Source organism: Ruegeria sp. AF7 (genome assembly GCF_056541885.1).
In genome coordinates, this window is sequence record NZ_JBQFYX010000015.1 from 13,706 (window position 1) to 32,080 (window position 18,375).

Sequence of the window (18,375 nt, forward strand, 5' to 3'; positions counted from 1 at the left end):
AGCTATGTCTCACCTCTCACTACTCGGCGCAATCACGCTTGCGACCGGCCTTCTTACGCTGCCGACACTTGCCGGTGCTCAATCACTGCCCGCGCCGGATCAGGACGAAACCGGCTGGCGTCATGGTGCAGCGTTCTATCTGTTCACACCCCTAAGAACCACAGGGACATCGACCGTGGCTGGACAATCCGCTGACCTGGATCTGGATCTCGGTGACGTGCTGGACGTGCTCGATTTCGCAGCGGCCGGACGGTATGAGGCATGGAATGGGGATTTTGGAATAATCGTCGACGCGAACTATGTTGGCATCGAACAAGATACCTCGCTGCCTGGCCCTTTGGGTTCCGATCTCAATGTCGACGTGCGCCAAAAATGGTTTGGTATTCTGGGTGCTTACCGCATTGTAGACTCTGTATACGGAGCCGATGATCAGCGCTATACGATCGATCTTCAGGGGGGCGTTAGATACAACTCTATTCGTCAGGAGATCGGTATAACCACACCGGGCCCGGGAAATCCACCTGTTTTAGGTGGCGATCAGGATTGGATCGAACCTGTAATCGGCGCGCGCGGTATGTGGCGCCTAAATGAGCAGTGGACCGGAATTGCTTCTTTGGAGCTTGGCGGTTTTGGCGCCGGTGGGAATGACCTTCAGGTCGGTGTGAATATCGGATTCGATTACCAACCCTGGGAGAAAACGGCACTCACATTTGGATACCGCTACTTCAGCGTCGACTATAGCGATACGCTGAGTTCCGGAGAATTCGCCTATGACGTCGAACAGCACGGGCCATACTTTGGCATCAAGTATTTCTTCTAAGGGCGGGTATGAAACTAGACGACTGTGAAAGAAACTCGTTTTGAATCTGGTGCTGGGAAAAGGAGTTCACTAGTGAATCTACCCGACGACTGTATTATGCAGCGTAAGCGAAATTATGTGAAAATTGCGCCTTCGGTCTTTTCAAAGACGAAGCAGTGCGTTTTAGCCGAATTCAGAGATACCTGATCCACAATCTTTGATCACGGTTACACCCAAGTTCCTCGACCACCTCGTTTGCACTCAAGTTGAATTCTCTCGCGAGCTTCGTGATCTGGACCGGCTGAAAACTATCAGTGTTTCGAACCAGTCTGCCGTCTTCAAAGTTGATCAACTCGTGGGACCTGCCACCCCAACGGACGATCCCACCGCAAAGCCGCTGACTTTCCATATTGACCAGTTCGGCCACCGGGTCGGCAAAGAAATCACTCCACTTAAGAAAACCGGTACTGACTGCCCGCGCAACCGCCTGTTCGATCGTCCGGCTTTTGAGCTTGGTGGTGATCGAAGCAGTCAGCGCATCGACCGTTCGGGAAGCGTGCCCCAATTGCCTGGCAATGACAGACGGTATCAAACCCGACGCGAGCATCTTCAACACATCCAACTCATCACCAGAGAGGGAATCCGACGGAAAGTTGAACACGGTTTCAATGACATCAAGGGCGAGCAGATGCAGAACCTGTGCTTCATGACGTAGGGCAGGGAGCATTTTCGCGATCATAGCATCCCATTCTGTACGAGGCGCATTGGACGTGACGGTAAACACGCCGCGCTCGCCAAAAGGGTTGATAACCGGAATGGAAAGACCGTGCTGACCCACTCCAAATTTTCTGGCGGCATCAAACAGCGGCGCGTGTTCCTGCTGGCTGTCGAACACTGCCCAGTCGATTGGTGCAATCATGGTGGCGCCGAACCGAATGAGGGGATCGGCCAGAACCAGATTGTTGTCGACGTAATACCTGACCCACTCCTCTGGAAACGTGGTGCAGCCGTGGACAACGTTTTGATGCTTATCGATATGGGCGTAGGACGCATTCTCCAATCCAAACCTGGAGCAAATTTCCTGGAGGCGCGCTTCGCCTGTTTGCCTGAAATCCAGTTCAGAATTGCCAATATCCGCAATTTTCATAGATCGTCTTTCTGTTCCGCGTTGCCGTCGAGGCCGCTTAGCAACCTAAAGCTGAACAAACTACTCGGGAATTCCCGTAGCCAATCACAGATTTGAATACAGTTCTGTCCCGGAGACGGAAACAGAGCGGAAACTTGCTGATGAGACGCGTAAATTGAGCAGCTGGCGGGCATAATCCGACACGGCTAAATCCGGTTCTTGTGATCCTGCGGAAGCCCGTCCTCCTCCTCTCGGGCTCTTCGTGCCAGCAGCCCCATGAAACTGGAAATCAGGTTCAGTTCACCTCGTTCATCGGCCTTAACCATGCCCCGGAGATATCCACCCGGATTAACCACCGGCGGTAGCTTTGGGTCACTCAGCCTTGCATCCGTGATCACTCCAGCCAGTATCGCCCCCATTATGGTCAACCGATCGATAGCTGCATGCCAGCCGGAGATATTGGTGCCGATTTCCGAGAGCCGGGAGCAAACGCCGGTCTCGATCGCACAGAGGGTAGGGTTGGGATTCTGTTCACCGTCTCCAGCACTATCGATATGCATGCGCAGATCGGGGGATGCCAATTCATACAGGATGCGATTGTTCACCCGAGGCAGTTTTTGGGCCTTGTGCGGTTCAGTTTCCGTCGGATGATTGCTTTCTAAGCAATGCGCAGGGCCGTTAGGCCCGGAGCCAGAACAATCTGGGTCCGAGGCATTGGCCGAGGGCATTATCACTTCGCCACCGGCGTTACAGGACAGAATTTTTTCTTCAATTTGATCTTGTATATGGCACCCGAAACTGGCTTCGGGTTCACCCGAAATTTCACCTCGTTTAGCGACGTGCCCTTCGATCCTTTTCCAAAGGTCGTGAGCTGCCTGAACATGTGCCCTGAGCTCATCCAACGACAGGTATTTCAGTTTGTCGGCACGGGGCCAGGACCCAAACTCATCCATCATGTCACTGGCGCCGTCAGGCGGGCAGGGGAGTGACGCAAGCACCGCCAGGCTGTGTTTCACATATTGATAAAGCCGTGATCGATCACCGCGCAACTCATCATGCTCTTTCTTCTCAGCCTTGCTTTGCACCTCCGCGTCGAGCATTTCAGAAATGAGGTTCAGGGCGGGGGTCAGGAACAGGCCAAGTCCCTTACGCTTACATCGCGACCCATTTGCGCCAAGCCTGCGTTCGATCAATCCAATGGCTTCCAGTTCGCGTTCATGGTTGTGGATTGTCCGATCTGTCACGCCGCGCCCGGCAATGAGAGTTTCCTGGCGCGCGTAGCAAAAGGGTTCTTGGGACGGGTCGCGGAATGCACTTGGTGAGATCATGTCGATGATGATCTCAAAAGTGCGAATACACTGGGCGGATACGCCTCTGATCTGGGCATAACTCACGCAGAGCTGCCGAAACCTGTCACGGTTCCAGCCCTCGGGAAGACCGTCGTGGAAGCGCATTTTTGGTGATTTCGGGCGGATGAGATTTGCCGGAAGCTCATGGTTTCGACCTCACCTGGCAAAGGTAAGAGTTGTTGTCGCAGCTTCGCGGGGCGGAACACTCGGTATGGTTCATTGGTTTCATTGTGTGCTTCTCATTGAGGAAGCAAGGCGGGTCGAACCTCAGCGAAAGACAAAGAAAAACCGTTCGCACGAATGCGTTTATGCTTGTCAGATTTTAGGGAACTTCCTATAAATCAGGTGATCAAACGTGACTTAAGAAGATCCCCGCTGAGGCCCCGCCTTGCGGGGTTTTTTTGTTTCTGGGGCTAGGTTGTCCTCTAGGCCAAACGGGCTGGTTGCCTATACCGCTGGCAAGTCCACTGGCCTTTGCAGGAGCAAAGTGTTCACCCGCGAGCCGGCACGTCAGTATCGAATGAGTTCGTAATCGCTGAACCCGAATATGTCGGTCCACTCGACACCAACGCCGCGGAAGTAGCTGGGAGGTACACAGCGATTGCCAAGGGGCAGCCAGGCTGGGATTGGCGCGGGAGCGTGATCGGACCATTGAAAGCTTACGTTGTCGTCATAGCTGCCAACCACAAGATCAAGCGAGCGCTCACAATCGCCCTCTCGCGAACGACGGCGATAGCTATAGTGGCGCACATCCCAAACTCTGATGGACCTGACAACGTCGAAATCTGGTGAGGAAAGATCGACGCTGATCGGAGTAACTTGCGACGTCGTATTGCTTTGCCCGTAGACGGCTCGGGCAGCTTCCGAAGAAATTGAAACGTCCACCACCCTTGGCTCAAAAGCACTGTCAGATGGAAGCTCTGGAACAGGACTGGCACTGTTGCGCTTGATTGTTTCCAGCCTTTCCATTGGACCCTGACCTGAGGAGTTGAGTGACGCGTTCATTGGACAACGCCAGAGTTGGAGCGGCGGTTCGACCGGGTAGGGTGTGATGCGCCGAATGAACTCCGCCTTGGCAGCGACGCAATCAGGCGAACCTGGCCAACCTCCGGCGAGGCAAAGGAATATGGCACAGTCAATTGGATAGGCACTGGCCTGCGTGGCCGGCAGTGCAGCGAGTGCAATTGCAAGGGCCTTTGCGCGAGTTCGATTTCCGGATTTTGAGTGTTTCAAGATGGTCTCTCCTGCTTGCGAATCGCCTAAGCAATATCCGGCCAATATATTTCTGACAATCCAATATCGTATATTGGCGTACTTTCTTATATTGACGTAGATTGTGTTTTAGTCCACAACTTTTGGATGTAGAAGACGGTCCATAGGGGGTCGTCATGGCGGACAACAAGAGACAATACACTGTGGTAACCATCGAGATGGTCCGGGGCCTGAAAGAAGATCAGGTTCCCTTTACATGCCGCTACGAATTTATCGGACTCGCTTCCCTTGGACGACCTAAGTACCACTGCATTTACAGCTCGCCGAACTATGTCGGAGCCTTGTGCAAGTCGAAGATTTCTCGAGCGGGCGCTGAGCCCAGAGAGTTCGATCTTTGGCCGGGGCTTTTTAAGCATCACCAGGAATTTGGCGACGGTCGCATTCTCTGCGTCAAATCAGATTACACGATCGAGTCGATTACCCCAGAGGGTCTCGAAGCAGCTCAGGCCCTGGACGCGAAATCCAAAACCTGATCGGTCACGTTCGAGAACCTGGCTCATCAAAATACTGGGGCAGGGCACATGAAACGGCTCTTGTTTCTCAGCGCTACACTCGCGTCCTTGTTCTTTGCTGCGGTCTGGATTGAACCATCAAAACAAACAAAGACTCAGAGCGCGTCCGAGGTGATTGCCATTGATGGTGACACGATCGACCACGGCGACGACCGCTACCGGCTCGTTGGCTTCGATACGCCTGAGACCTACCGGCCGCAATGCCGTGCGGAAAAGACTCTGGGATTGGAAGCGAAAGCAAGGCTGACAGAGCTCATCCAGACGGCGGACCAGATAGAGCTGGTCATCCAACCAGATCTGGACGTGCATGACCGCTTCCTAGCGGTTGGGCGTGTGGCTGGGCAGGACGTCGGGGCCATCCTGATTTCCGAAGGTCTCGCCCGACCATACCACGGCGGCAAACGCCAGTCCTGGTGCGGCTGAAGGAAAGGATCAAACAACGACTTGATGACCAAAAAACGAAACTAATGAGAAGTGAGCCGTCCTGTCGATTGCGCCAACAATCGACAGGACAAGAAACGCCCCAAATCCATCCGGGCATTCCTCCAACATCAAGAGAGAACTGTACTATGGTAAAAACAGTAACCCTAGATGCCGATCCTAGATTGGACAGCGCCGCGCCAGAGTCAATGGGTGCGGACCCAGACAACGTGCCTGAGCTTTCGGCCGCACAGCACTGACCGGCCACAGCGCAGAGCAGGACATCCCCGACACTTTGGTCAGACCTTCAGGCTGATTGATTCAAGCTGAACGCTGGCTGTCTACGAAGCCCGCGAAGGGCTCAGTGCTGTGCCCCGGCATCGAATTTCCTGCTGTTCAGATGATCGGAACCTCAACCCCATAATAGTAATTATGTAAAAACTACTGACCTATTTGGAAGAACGGAAAGGGTATCGCCTTGGCCTTCAAGACTTGGCTGAACTGTATAACAACGAGTGGTGTTCTCCGCGGGGAACTCTCTTCGATGCATGTGGTGCTACACCGAAGAGAGAACGTGGTGAGCTCCAGATGGGGCTGTGCCCACCACCTATCCGACTCCGCCAATCAAAGCGGAGCGGCACCATCAAAACTACCCAAGCCAATCTTTTCAAAACAACGCGAAATCAAATCCGATCACGGATTTGTTAACCAACTCCTTAGGACGCTTTTCAGTCGCTCCACTTTGGCTTTCTTGCTGTGGTTTGCGGCGACAAACCCCGCTCTTGCCCAGGTCATTGAGTACGAACCCGATGGCAGCGTGTTCCTGAACGGTGCGCGGGCAGAAATCGTCAATGGCATCGTCCGTCCAATCCGGATGCGCGAGTACACTCTCGATGAAAAACCGGAAGCTCCGAAGGCCACGCCACAGAAAAAGATTGAGATTGCGGGCAAGGCACCGCGGCCTCGCAGATCCTCGGGCGGCTGGTCGCAGGAGCGGATCGTCAAAGAAATCCACGCAGCGGCGGAACGCCATGACATTCCGGCAGAGTTGTTCATGGCGCTGGTCTGGCAGGAAAGCCGGTATCAGGCTGATGCTCTGTCGCCCAAGGGTGCCTATGGCTTCGCACAGCTCATGCCCGGAACGGCGAAAGACCTGGGCGTGAACCCAAAGAACCCTGCAGAAAACCTCGACGGTGGTGCCCGCTATTTGGCGACGCAGTACCGCGCGTTCGGAACCTGGAAGCTGGCGCTTGCCGCCTACAACGCCGGGCCTCACCGCGTCGTCGAATATGGCGGCGTCCCCCCCTTCACCGAAACCCGCAACTACGTGCGGACCATCCTAAGCAAAGTGAGCACTTCCTCATGAAAAAAACCCACTTCTACCAGCAGATGGCGTTTTTCGCGATCACAGCGTTCATCATCACCGCAGCGCCCGCCTCCGCTGGCTGGCTGCAAGATGCCATTGGCGATTTCATCAACGAAACGCTGGCCGACTCCAAAGTCGTTGGCGTCAGCCTTGCCGCTGTCGGCTTCATCTGGGGCTGTCTCGCCTATGTGTTCGGCTGGGGTTCACTGAAAGGCCCGGTGGTCGCAATCGTTGTTGGTGCCGTCATTGGTCTCGCTGATACCTTCATCGGAGCCTGATTGATGCCTCGCCGGAATACGGTCTTTCGCGGCCTGAACCGCCCTGCTGAATGGGGCGGCCTTCCCGTGATCTATCTGCTGGTGATCCTCGGGATGACCATGCTTTCGTTCTTCATGTTCGGGATAGCGCCAGCAATCATTGCGGGTTTTGTTTTCTACACCGGGCTTCGCCTCTTTTACGAATGGGAACCGGCTTTCTTCCGCGTCCTGTCCGTAACCCTTTCCAAAACGCCTGGTACCAAAAACCGTCAGCATCATGGGGGAGATTACTACAGTGCCTAAGCCTGCTGCCCGGGAAATGTGGACCCTCGCCCGCTCGTTGATTGAGCCGCGCTGGCGCAAGGATGAAATGAGCCTCTTTCAGATGTTGCCGTATGGCTATGTCGTGGACGATGAGGTCATTTCCACACGCAACGGTGGCCTTATCGCCGCTGCAGAAATCACCGGAATCAACGCAAACACGCTGGACGAAAACGAGTTCGAGTTCCTGGCCGAACGGTTTGAGCGTGTGTTGCGCACAACACCCATTGAGGTGGCATTCTACATTCATCGACTGACCGTCCCGGCTGAGACTGGTCATGTCATCACAGATCCAACCGGCTTTGCCGGTGCAGTGGCGCAGGCCATGCGCTCAGCGTCCGTCGATGCAGAGCTGAAAGAACGCAAGATCATCATCAGCGCCATTCTCCAAAAGCGGCAGGATGAGCGGGCAAGACAGATGTTCGGCATGTCGTCTGGAACGATAGACGAGGAACGCCGCGAAATGATCGAACAGCTCGACGGTGTGTTCACAACACTGGCGGGCACGCTGGGCGAGGCCCGTGTGCGCCGGCTGAAGCTCAGCGAGGGGCGTTGGCTCGGTTATTATGGAATGCTGTTGAACGGTCGGTATCAGCCGATCATTCACACGAACATTGCAGAACCCATCGCCTTCAACATGCCGCAAGAGGATGTGCTGTTTCAGGGCAAGACTGGCAAACTGGTTACGGGCGACGATCAGGAACGCTCCATACGGGTCTATTCCCTGAAGAATTACCCGATGGCTTCGTTCCCCGGTATTTTCGACGGTCTGGACCTGCCGGTTGATGTCGTAATTTCGCAATCCTTCCTGCCGATCAGCCGTGCCCAGGCGCAGGAAATGGAACGCCGCAAGTCGGGACAAATGCGCTCGGCAGGCGACAAGGCAAAGTCTCTCGAAGAGGATTTGTCTATTCTGGCGGACGGCATTGCCTCCGGCACCATGTCACTCGGCAAGCACCATCTGTCGATCTGCGTGTTCGGGAGAGAGGAAGATCTGAAAACCGCCGAAAAACATATCATCGGTGAAATTCAGATTTCGGGTGGCACAGTGAAGCGCGAAGCGATGTCGGCGAGGGCGGTGTATTTCGCGCAGCACCCCGGCAATTTCGCATTCCGCGCCCGTGAAGAACTGATCACGGACCAGAACTTTGCGGATATGGTTGCGTTCCACATGCGCCCCAAAGGCTTGGATGCGGAAAAGCTGCCTTGGCCGGGGCCATTGGCGACTTTCCCGACGACACACGGGGACAGCTATGATGTATCGCTGCACCTTCCCAAGACCAGTAACGACCCTGAAAACCTGCCCTCCGGGCATACGATCGTTCTTGGACCGAACGGCTCGGGTAAAACTGTGATCGCGATGCTGCTGGCGACATGCGCTGTCGCTCAGGGCGCGCGGATCATTGCGTTTGACAAAGACCGGGCGATGGAAGCCCCCATGCGTGCACTCGGCGCACAGTACACGCGCGTTCGGGTTGGCGAGCCCACTGGCATGAACCCATTTCAAACTGAAACGGATGAAGCGGGGCAAAGCTGGCTGGCAAATTGGGTCACGGCTTTGATGAGCTACGACGAAAAACTGACAGCCGAACAGAAAGACGAGATTACCCAGGCGTGTCAGGCAAACGCGACGTTGCCGCCGCAACTGCAGAACTTCGATTCACTGGTGGAGCGGTTCAGAGCCTTTGATGATGGTAAGAACCTCTTCAAGCGCGCGAGTGAATGGGCGGGCGACGGGCGTTTGTCGTGGATGTTTGGCGAGGGTGGCACAGATCCTTTTGCCTCTGACGATCGGCATCTTGTGTTCGATATTTCTGAGGTTCTGGATGACGAGTTGGTGCGGTTGGCATGGATCAGCTACGTCATGCGCCAGATCGAGCGCCGTTGTGCCGCGAAAGTGCCCACTGTCTTTGTGATTGATGAAGCCTGGGTGATCGCAGGCAACCCCTACGGCGCGGAAATCCTCAAGAACGCTTACACCACGTATCGGAAGCTGAACGTCATGATGATGATGATGACGCAGATACCCGATCACATCCTGTCGTCAGCGGCAAGCAAGTCGATCCTGGAAAACACCAGCACACAGCTCTTGTTCCCCTCTCGATCCGGCAATGAAGCGGATTACCGGGCAATCGGATTGAACGATTCAGAGCTTGGCGCGCTGAGAGCGCATTTTGGCGACCGCGTAATGCTCATGAAAAAGGGTGATGAGAGTGTTTGGCTCGATGTCGATGTCGGCGCGCTCGGCCCGCTTCTTCGTGTTCTGAGCGGATCAGACGGAAAATCGTTCCCTGATCCTGACTGGCGAAAAAACCCCAACTTCTGGAAGGAAATCACATGAAAACCCGCCTTGTAATCGCCCTTGTAGTTCTGGCCGCTGTCTCGGCCTGCACCAGCACCTATTCGGGCTATCGCAGCAAATGCGCCTGCGACTTTGAGCGCATGACCCCCCCTGAAAACTTGGAGCTTGTCTGATGAATATTTCAAAGAAATTGCGGACAACCATTGCTGTTTCGGTTCTGGCCGCCCTACCCGACATGGCGCCGGCCCAAGGTGTTCCGACCATCGACGCCACAGCCATTGCACAGGACGCCGCCAATTCGGCCCGCGAAGTCGCGGAAATGGTACGCCAATACGAACAACTGATGCAACAATATGAGAAGCTCGAGCAGCAGCGCGCCATGCTGGAGAACTCTTTCAAGGCCATTTCTGGACTGACAGACTTGGACGAGTTCAACAGCCGCAGCTTTTTGAAGCTGGCGACCGCTGCTGACACGCTCGGCTACGCCCTGGACGCGACCGAGGATACGATCGGTGATCTTCCAGGCGTTGCGGGGCTGGCGATGGAACGTCGATCAATCAGCCTGGGGCTGAATAATGGCATCCTAAAGGAGTTCAGCACGTCAGACGTGCCAGCCCGGCGCATTCTCTCGGAGCGAGGTGGCGCTGGCTTGATGGCGTCCGCTCTGGGCGAACAGGGCTATGACATGGCGGGCAAACTCTCCGAAGACGCCGAAAAGCTGCGCGGTGAAATCGGTCAGCAAGAAGATCTGAAGGATGCAATCGACTATAACACGGCGGTTCTCCTGAAACTCCTGCAAGTTGAAATTGAAATCTTGCGCGCAACCTCGGCTAATGCTCTGGCCTCAGGCACAGATCTGGCTGCAACCGCTGCCGATCTTTCGACACTCAGCAACTATGTACGAGGAACCTCACAATGAAACTCCGCTCAACTCTCATCCTGACCATTGCAGCCGCCGCCGTTATGTCGGGGGCTGCATCCGCACAGGTGAAGCTGCGCCCATCACCCAAGGTCGATATGCCGTTCGGTGAATATCGTAAGTGCCTTGGGTACTCGGGCGCGCGTGAGTACGGTCGTCAATTCGTCAAAGACGATCAAGCGCGCATGGCCGAAGCGGGCCAATCCGCAGACAAGCAACCTCTTGTGACCAACTGGTCGGTGGTGATCATGAATGAACAGGTCATCGCTGCGCACGAGGCCACCATCGAGCAATGCAATCTGCGCAAATCTGGCGAGACCTTCAGCACCGAATGTCCGCTGGGTGGTTTGAGCCGTGAGGACGCCGCCCAAAAGGTCGGAGCTGACCAAGACGAGTTTTGGACCCAACCGTCCGACAATCTTGCCGCGCTGAAAAAAGAGCAACGGACCCGTCTGGAAGCTCTGCGCCCTGCAATTGAGGAGGCTTGTGGGCCGTGATCCAAGATTTCGTCAGCTCGATTGAGGCTGCGCTTCATAACTTCTCGCAGCAAGCATACAACAGCCTGGCGGCGGATCTAGCATCCGCCCTCTGGGCAATAGCCGCGCTGATCTTCGTGGCAATGCTGATCAACGGTGTGCTTCAAATCCGGGAAATCGGGTTTGGTGGCTATGTCGGCTGGATCATTCGGGCGACGATCATCATTGGTATGGCTTCTAGCTGGAGCTTCTTTCAACCCATTTATCAGGGCATTTCGAGCCTCCCAGACACGATTGCCGGAGAATTGACCGGCACAACAAATGTCTGGGAAGCACTCGATGACATTGCGCTTCAGTGTTTCTTGATGGGCCAACAGGCCATTGAAAACGCAACCTGGGGCTTGAGCATCACCGGGGCTATTCTCTGGGTTGTTGGGGCTGTCATCGTTGCTTTTGGCACTGGCATGGCACTCATCGCAAAAGGCGGTCTGGCGGTCCTGCTGGGTCTAGCGCCAGTTTTCATAGCAACGCTGCTCAGTTCGGCGACAGCCAATATCTTCGCAGCCTGGGCGAAAACGACTGTTGGCCTGATCATGGTCATCGTCGTTCTGACAGGCATCGTTTCTCTTATTCAGGCCCTTTTCAGCTCCGAACTGACCGCTGTTGAGGATGTGAACAACATGGAGGCCAGTGGCCGGTTTTTGGCGATCTGCATTGTGTCAATCGTGATGCTCACGCAGATCCCGTCGCTCGCTGGGGGAATGTCGGGTGCAATCGTTTCGGCATCCTCGGGTCTTGCCGTGGCAACCGGTGCCGTCGCTGCCGCAAGAAGTGCATTGGGCACTGCAAGCGACGGTGCAAGGGGTGCAGTGGCCGGTGGGAAAACTGCCGCTGCTATGGCCTCCGCAGCCCGCGACGGGACAGGGGTTCGTGATAGTGCCTCGCGCGCGATGCGGGCGCGTCGGGACATTGCACATAGAGCCCGCAATCAGGATGGGGCGGCTCGTCAGAGCTACGCCGCTGATCGTTATCGGCAGAGCATTCGAGCTGCCCGAGAAAAATCTTCATAAATCGAGGTACAGAGCAAATGTCACACGTGACAGATCACGAAAAAGAACTTTTTCTGGGCGCTCGGCGCGATGCCTTCAAATGGCAGGTGTTCGGTATGGTCGGAATGGCAATGGGCGTGGTCTCTATGATTGGCTGGGCGCTGCTCCTTCCTTTGAAGGAAGTCCGCGCGGTGCCATTCTCCATTGATCCGGACACAAAGCTGCCGGTGCTGCTGACTGAAAAGGTCGAAGAACTGGAACCATCTGAAGCGATGGCCTTCCGTGAAGTCGCAAATTATGTGCGCGACCGGGAAACCTATGATGTCCAGGACAACAACGAGCGCCTGAAATCGGTGCTGCGTCGCTCTGATGAACTTGCCGAAACCTCCTACCGCGAACTTTGGGACGGGTCGAACGAGAACCATCCAGACGAAATCTATACGCCCAAAACAAAGGTGCAGACCGAAATTCTGGGCGTCTCGCCGGTCAACGATGAGACGGTACAGGTCGAGATCCGCAAGTCCCTGATCGTGCCAAACCAAGCAACGGCCTCAGCCCGCTACGTGGTCACTGTGACCTACGGGTTTGAGGAAAAAATCGTGACATCGATGGATGAGCTTCTGGAAAACCCATTCGGCTTCGTCGTCACCAACTACCGCGTAGACGCAACTGGAGACATCTGATGCAGAGTTTTTTCAAAACACTCACCGCCGCCGCAGCAGCAGTTTTGGCATTCTCTGCGCCTCTGCTCTCTGAAATCACACCGACGCCAGACGGAAAAAACGCGGATCACCGCATCACGCATTTCCACTACGTCGAGAACCAAGTGTATCGCATCCCCGTGGGTGAACGCCTGATTACCTATGTTCACTTTCCGCAGGGCGAAACCGTCCGCAGCATTGGTGCGGGCGACACTGAAAGTTATCAGATCACCCGCCTGCAGGAAGGTCGCGTTATTGCGTTCAAGCCGGAAATCCTGAATTCGGATTCAAACCTGACCGTCCTGACCAATCGCGGGACATACAGCTTCTATCTGGTTCCAGCCGAGAGCGCCGCCGAACGTAAGCGAGTACCGTTCCGGGTCACGTTCTACAACAAAAACAACAGCGGCGGGACCACAACGCGCCGTGGCACAGTTGCTCGCAGCGAGCCGAAGCCAACAGGCCGCTTCGTCAACCAAAATTACTCGCGCTCGGGCAAAGCGGAGTTTGCGCCCACCGCCGTTTGGGATGATGGCGTACACACCTATATGCAGATCCCACAGGATGCAGAGCTGCCGGGTATCTTCCGTGTCCTGCCTGATGGCCGCGAGCTGATGGTGAACACCACAGTCAAAGAGCGCGGCATTATTCAGGTGCAGGGCCTTTCCGACCTTTGGACACTGCGCATCGAGGACACTTCGATCTGTGTACGAAACGATGGCGACGAGTTTCAGCAAGCAAGCGTGAGCGGTAGGCCCGTTACTTCACAGACAGTTAAACCGGGGGGCAGCAAGTAATGAACCGCGATCAGACAATTGCAGCACGAGCGGCGGCTGAACAGCCGTCGCAACGTGCCCGGAAGAAGTTCGACCCTAAGAAGCTCTTTGTCGTTGCCGTAGGTGGGGCGTTTTTCGTGGGTTTCGCTTGGTTCGTTTTGGGCGATGAAAACAAAGGCTCAAACACAGGCGTTCGCGTTGACGCTCTGCAACAGAGTGGTGGTGAGCGTTACGGGCTTTTGACGGCACGAGGGCCAGAGGTCGATGAACCGGAACCCGAAGCCTTGCCTGAGACAATAGCGGTAGCGACACCAGCAGCCGTGCCACAGGTCGATTCCGAAGGTCTGAAACAAGCCTTGAAAACCATCGAGCAACAGAACGGTCGGATTTCTGAACTGCAAGACGAGCTGACGGACGCCAAAGTTTCGCTGTCAGAAAAAGACGGTGAAATCGCAACGCTGAACCTGACCAATGAACGCCTTCAGGTCAGATATGATGAGCGAGAGAAGAAGTTCCAGACGGAACTTGCCCAGGCCATCGCAGATGCGGAGGCCCGGGCACTTGCCAGCGTAAGCCACCTTCAGGCGCAAGGTCTGACCGATGACGAGCGGCGCAGACTCGAAGAACTGAAGAAGATGCGCCAGCGACAGAACCAGTCGGACGGCATTGTGTTCGATGAAAACCCACTTCGTAGAAACTGATGGAGCTGACGATGAACAGAACAGCACTTACCCTCGCCCTGATCGCGTTGGCCTCAAGCGCGTTTGCGCAGGATGGCACCGGGCAAAACTACGAACCGATCAACAGCGGATCGCAGCCGGTGATATTCCAGGCCTATCCCCCTGCCCCGCAGCCAGTCCAGGTACAACCGGATGACACCCGCCTGCCCGAAGAACAGCGCGGCTATCAGGAAAACCAAAACACGACGTGGCAAAACAATCTGGTCGAAGAATATCCCCCTATCGTGGGGGCCTCGACCATTGACGATCCGTCGCGCACCTTAACGCAAGGCACGGTTTTGTCGGCTGTGTTCGGTGGCGCGGTCAGCTCGGAACTGCCCGGTAGTGTCGTGGCAACGATCACACGCGGCGTCTACTCGATGGACGGCACGCGTTTGCTTTTGCCTCGCGGATCGAAGCTCTATGGCGAGTATCGAGCGGATACAACATTGGCGCAAACGCGCATCATGATTGTTTGGAGCCGTGTCATCACGCCTGACGGCCTGTCCGCTCAGATCGGTTCGGCTGGTACGGACGGTCAAGGCCGGACTGGTGCGACCGGCAGGGTGAATACACACTTTGGGAAGCGGTTCGGAACTGCTGCGCTGTTGTCCATCATCGGGATTGCGCCTGTTGCGCTTGTGTCTGACAACGATAGCAACAACTCGGTTCGCACTGATCTGGCAACGCAAGTGGGGTCTAACCTGCAAAATGCCACGGCGGCGGCGCTTGATGAATACCTGCGCATCACTCCGACAATCTTTGTCGATCAGGGCAGTCGTATCAACGCGATCCTGCAGCGCGACGTTGTGTTCGATAGCTTCTGAGCGCGAGCCAATGAGCCGATCGCCTCAGCTGTCTTTCCGGCCGCTGCCAGCATGATCGAGTGCGGTAGCGGCCTTTTTTGAAGCAAATTCAACACTTTTTGGAATTGATGAATCTTGTGTGGGTGCGTTCGCGTTCGAGGCAAAGCCGAGAGGCAGCGAAGGCAACCTCCACTGTTCCCAAAAGTGCTCTACCAAGGACAAAAACATGAGTGGGCGGAACGGGAATAGCCTTCTGGAATACTTTACAGGCAAGATCGAGCATCTGTTGCACGATGAAAGCCTGAGCGAAATTTCTGTGAATCCTGACGGATCGGTCTGGGTCGAAGAAATTGGCACAACGCACATGAACAGGACAGACATCACTCTGAACAGAGACGATGTAGAGAATATCGGGCGTTGTGTGGCCGGTTTCAGCGACGTGACGTTCGGAGAAAAGAAACCCATTGCAACGGCAAATGTCCCGACAAAAGAGGGCAAGGCACGGGTGCAGGTTGTCATTCCACCTGCGACAACCGGCGTGGGGTCCGTGGCGATCCGTCTGCTCCGCGTGAAAACCGTTGACCTGGGCGCTTTCAGCTTTGCTAGCAAAGAGGCCGCATTGGCGGAAAGCAACGATCACAGTGCTCTCGAAAATGCTCGGGCTGCTCTCGCTGCCGGAACAATGAACTTTGACGAACTGGCCGACCTTGCGATGCTGAGCAAATGGAACGTGATTATTGCGGGCGGTACATCGTCGGGCAAAACCACTGTTCTGAATGCTATGTTGAAGCGCGTCGATCCAGGCGAACGGATCGTGACGATTGAAGAAGTGGCAGAACTGGACATCGAGCAACCAAACTTCGTGGGCTTGCTTGCTGATCGTTCAGAAGAAAACGGGCCTCGATCACCAACAAAGCTGCTTGAATCGGCGCTTCGCCTCCGGCCTGACCGGCTCGTTTGTGGTGAAATCCGGGGCGACGACGCGAATATGTTCCTGGAACTGGTGAACACCGGCCACGATGGATCTGTCTGCACCATGCACGCAAATTCGCCCGTCGATGCCATTGGACGCATGAGCAAAATGGTGCGGCGGGGATCTCCGACCGTCCAAAAGTCAGAGGTGGTCGATGACATCCGGGCCACCATACACATGATCGTTCACATGAAGAAAATCGGGGACGAACGGAAGGTCAACGGCGTGATTTTTCCGCCTCTGATGACTGCTGAACAACTTATCTGAAGGAGTACAAAGATGAAGCAATTCGAGTATCGAAACGTGCATTTCTTCAGGCGCGAGCTGACCGATGGCTGAGTTTCAGGAGCTCCCCAAAGGCAAGAAGGTCGTGATCGCCGGTACAATGGGCTTTATCGCCACTTCGGCGTGCGCGGTGTTGGTGGTTGGACTGGCTCTCGAATACATCAACACTAGGGGCTTTCGCGGGCTGGACATCTGGGCGATCCCAGAGAAGTTCATGGCACAGCCTGCGGAGACGCAGCAGATCATGGGTCTGGTGGCGGTGATCGCGGTGGGGGTTTTGACCTTTGCATTCGTGGCGGCTGCGCTGCGTGGTCCCTCAACGAAATACGGTGACGCGAGTTTTGCAAAGGCCCCTCAGCTCGTCCAGGAGGGCTATGCTTCGGTGTTGAAGCTCAAAGGCCAACTGGATAGTGAAATCGTGTTTGCCAAATTTGGTGAGCCAAAGGACAAGAACGCGATCTACTATAAGCCCGGCCCCGGTGTCCAAAAGCCACACGCGATGTTCATTGCCCCGTCAGGTTCGGGCAAAACCAGCGGCTTTGTGATCCCGAACGTCCTGCATTTCAATGGTTCTTGCGTCGTCCTGGACATCAAGGGCGAGATTTTCCAGACCACGGGTGCGCGTCGGGTAGCAATGGGCGATGAGGTTTTTGTGTTCGATCCCGAGAACCCCGACAAAAGCCACAGCTACAACCCTCTGCGCCGCGCAGCACGTGCCGACAATCTGGACCGGCGGTGGGAAGAAGTGATTCAGGTTGCAACCCAGATGTTCGACACGCCCAGCTCGTCCGCACAGGGCTTTATGGGTGGCGTCGAAGGCATGTTTTGCGCAATGGCGATGTTGGCGACCAAAAGAAAGCGGCCATACATTTCCGAAGTCCTGCGCCTGGTCAAAACGACCAAGCAAAAAGACTATGAGAAAATGGCTGAAGAAGTTGGATATGCGCGAGCTGCAGATGAGTTCCTGAATCTTGCAGCCGAAGAGACCAAAATCCTGCGGTCAACGATTTCGGTTATGCTGAACTCCGGCCTTCAGCTCTGGCGTAACCCGTCAGTGGCAAGAGCCACGCAGGGCAATGACATCAACTTTGAGGATCTGCGTCGGCGCCCCACCTCGATCTACTTTTCTGTGCCAGGGAAGAAGGTCAAAGAGTTCCGGACGCTCATTCGCCTGTTCTTCCTCGATCTGGTGAACACCATCGAAACCGTTGAGCCGGGCGAAGATGAGCCGTTCAAGGTTCTGATCCTGCTCGATGAGTTTCAGCGCCTCGGCCACCTTGACCGTGTCGTTGAAGCCTATGACACCATGCGATCGTTCGGCGGCCGGCTCGTGGTGATTTCGCAAACGCTGTCGCGCCTGCAGGGCATCTATGGGCATGAAGGCGTTCGGGCGATGCTGGCAAACGCTGGCACGCAAATGTTTGCGGCGTCTGAAGATTCAGAGGTACGCGAACATGTGTCCAGGTCCATCGGTGACAAAACAGTAATGAGCAAGTCGAAGTCTCGGGCGCTCGGCAAAATGGAAATGGGCAGCATATCAGAGCGAGAAGAAGGCATTCGTCTGCTGCGTCCGGAACATGTAGGCCGACTGCCAGAAAATGAGGTTGTGCTGATCCGTGAAGGCAAGATGCCAGTGATTGCAAACAAGATCCGATACTTCGAAGATCCGTATTTCATGCAGTTCCTTGGGGGTGATGTACCGAAAATTAAAGGCACACATCGGGATCTCGCTGACGAACAGGCCAAGGACACAGCGAAGGCTCTGGCTGAGGCGAAACCGGCCCCTGCCCCGAAGAGAGAGGTTTCGGAAAAAGATCAGGAACTTCAGGCGGCATTTGATGCACAGCGCACGGTCGCAAAGCGGAAAAGCCGGTCAGCGAAAGATATGGCGATGGAGAAAATGAGAGCCAAACGGCCAGAAGGTAGTGCCTCCGCTTGACGGGGGTG

20 protein-coding genes are annotated in these 18,375 nt (G+C 55.4%); 17 read left to right on the forward strand and 3 right to left on the reverse strand.

Annotated features, from left to right (window positions below):
- Positions 1-4 precede the first annotated feature (4 nt).
- The gene (locus ACR0AP_RS17115; RefSeq protein WP_171212849.1) at positions 5-820 is read left to right on the forward strand and encodes a hypothetical protein; all 816 of its coding nucleotides are present in this window, start codon (positions 5-7) and stop codon (positions 818-820) included.
- A gap of 172 nt (positions 821-992) precedes the next feature.
- Here the strand turns inward: ACR0AP_RS17115 and ACR0AP_RS17120 are convergent, their stop codons facing one another.
- The 3 genes from ACR0AP_RS17120 to ACR0AP_RS17130 form a co-directional block, all read right to left on the reverse strand.
- The gene (locus ACR0AP_RS17120) at positions 993-1,946 is read right to left on the reverse strand and encodes an autoinducer binding domain-containing protein (RefSeq protein ID WP_480508109.1); all 954 of its coding nucleotides are present in this window, start codon (positions 1,944-1,946) and stop codon (positions 993-995) included.
- Positions 1,947-2,131: 185 nt separating this feature from the next.
- A complete protein-coding gene (locus tag ACR0AP_RS17125) occupies positions 2,132-3,379 on the reverse strand; it encodes a helix-turn-helix domain-containing protein (protein ID WP_480508111.1) in 1,248 nt (415 codons plus the stop codon).
- Between the two features lie 405 nt (positions 3,380-3,784).
- A complete protein-coding gene (locus tag ACR0AP_RS17130; RefSeq protein ID WP_480508113.1) occupies positions 3,785-4,279 on the reverse strand; it encodes a hypothetical protein in 495 nt (164 codons plus the stop codon).
- 383 nt (positions 4,280-4,662) lie between these two features.
- Here ACR0AP_RS17130 and ACR0AP_RS17135 point away from each other — a divergent pair, with 383 nt between their 5' ends.
- The 16 genes from ACR0AP_RS17135 to ACR0AP_RS17210 all read left to right on the forward strand — a co-directional run bounded on the left by ACR0AP_RS17135 (position 4,663) and on the right by ACR0AP_RS17210 (position 18,367).
- Positions 4,663-5,019 (forward strand): hypothetical protein, encoded by a 357-nt coding sequence (locus ACR0AP_RS17135; protein ID WP_142638830.1) that lies wholly within the window; start codon positions 4,663-4,665, stop codon positions 5,017-5,019.
- Positions 5,020-5,067: 48 nt separating this feature from the next.
- Positions 5,068-5,481: a thermonuclease family protein gene (locus tag ACR0AP_RS17140; protein ID WP_480508115.1), complete on the forward strand. Its 414-nt coding sequence runs from the start codon at positions 5,068-5,070 to the stop codon at positions 5,479-5,481.
- A 541-nt stretch (positions 5,482-6,022) separates the two neighbouring features.
- On the forward strand, positions 6,023-6,844 hold the full coding sequence (locus ACR0AP_RS17145; protein WP_480508117.1) for a lytic transglycosylase domain-containing protein: 822 nt from the start codon (positions 6,023-6,025) through the stop codon (positions 6,842-6,844).
- Complete coding sequence (locus tag ACR0AP_RS17150; RefSeq protein WP_480508119.1) at positions 6,841-7,122, forward strand: hypothetical protein; 282 nt, start codon at positions 6,841-6,843, stop codon at positions 7,120-7,122. Before ACR0AP_RS17145 ends, ACR0AP_RS17150 begins: the two co-directional genes overlap by 4 nt.
- A 3-nt stretch (positions 7,123-7,125) precedes the next feature.
- Positions 7,126-7,404 (forward strand): VirB3 family type IV secretion system protein, encoded by a 279-nt coding sequence (locus ACR0AP_RS17155; protein ID WP_480508121.1) that lies wholly within the window; start codon positions 7,126-7,128, stop codon positions 7,402-7,404.
- Positions 7,397-9,763: a VirB4 family type IV secretion/conjugal transfer ATPase gene (locus tag ACR0AP_RS17160; RefSeq protein ID WP_480508123.1), complete on the forward strand. Its 2,367-nt coding sequence runs from the start codon at positions 7,397-7,399 to the stop codon at positions 9,761-9,763. The genes ACR0AP_RS17155 and ACR0AP_RS17160 overlap by 8 nt, the downstream gene beginning before the upstream one ends.
- On the forward strand, positions 9,760-9,897 hold the full coding sequence (locus ACR0AP_RS17165; RefSeq protein ID WP_170417970.1) for a hypothetical protein: 138 nt from the start codon (positions 9,760-9,762) through the stop codon (positions 9,895-9,897). Before ACR0AP_RS17160 ends, ACR0AP_RS17165 begins: the two co-directional genes overlap by 4 nt.
- A complete protein-coding gene (locus ACR0AP_RS17170) occupies positions 9,897-10,643 on the forward strand; it encodes a type IV secretion system protein (protein ID WP_480508126.1) in 747 nt (248 codons plus the stop codon). Before ACR0AP_RS17165 ends, ACR0AP_RS17170 begins: the two co-directional genes overlap by 1 nt.
- Positions 10,640-11,140 (forward strand): hypothetical protein, encoded by a 501-nt coding sequence (locus ACR0AP_RS17175; protein ID WP_480508128.1) that lies wholly within the window; start codon positions 10,640-10,642, stop codon positions 11,138-11,140. The genes ACR0AP_RS17170 and ACR0AP_RS17175 overlap by 4 nt, the downstream gene beginning before the upstream one ends.
- Positions 11,137-12,189, forward strand: a complete 1,053-nt coding sequence (locus ACR0AP_RS17180; RefSeq protein WP_480508130.1) for a TrbL/VirB6 family protein — start codon at positions 11,137-11,139, stop codon at positions 12,187-12,189. Before ACR0AP_RS17175 ends, ACR0AP_RS17180 begins: the two co-directional genes overlap by 4 nt.
- A gap of 17 nt (positions 12,190-12,206) precedes the next feature.
- Positions 12,207-12,851, forward strand: a complete 645-nt coding sequence (locus tag ACR0AP_RS17185) for a VirB8 family type IV secretion system protein (protein WP_480508132.1) — start codon at positions 12,207-12,209, stop codon at positions 12,849-12,851.
- Complete coding sequence (locus ACR0AP_RS17190; protein ID WP_480508134.1) at positions 12,851-13,666, forward strand: TrbG/VirB9 family P-type conjugative transfer protein; 816 nt, start codon at positions 12,851-12,853, stop codon at positions 13,664-13,666. Before ACR0AP_RS17185 ends, ACR0AP_RS17190 begins: the two co-directional genes overlap by 1 nt.
- The gene (locus ACR0AP_RS17195; protein ID WP_480508136.1) at positions 13,666-14,346 is read left to right on the forward strand and encodes a hypothetical protein; all 681 of its coding nucleotides are present in this window, start codon (positions 13,666-13,668) and stop codon (positions 14,344-14,346) included. The genes ACR0AP_RS17190 and ACR0AP_RS17195 overlap by 1 nt, the downstream gene beginning before the upstream one ends.
- Before the next feature lie 11 nt (positions 14,347-14,357).
- Complete coding sequence (locus ACR0AP_RS17200) at positions 14,358-15,191, forward strand: TraB/TrbI/VirB10 family type IV secretion system protein (protein WP_480508138.1); 834 nt, start codon at positions 14,358-14,360, stop codon at positions 15,189-15,191.
- Positions 15,192-15,396: 205 nt separating this feature from the next.
- Positions 15,397-16,410, forward strand: coding sequence for an ATPase, T2SS/T4P/T4SS family (locus ACR0AP_RS17205; protein ID WP_480508140.1), 1,014 nt, complete (start codon positions 15,397-15,399; stop codon positions 16,408-16,410).
- Between the two features lie 64 nt (positions 16,411-16,474).
- Entirely contained in the window at positions 16,475-18,367 is a 1,893-nt protein-coding gene (locus tag ACR0AP_RS17210; RefSeq protein ID WP_480508142.1) for a type IV secretory system conjugative DNA transfer family protein, read from the forward strand.
- Positions 18,368-18,375 lie beyond the last annotated feature (8 nt).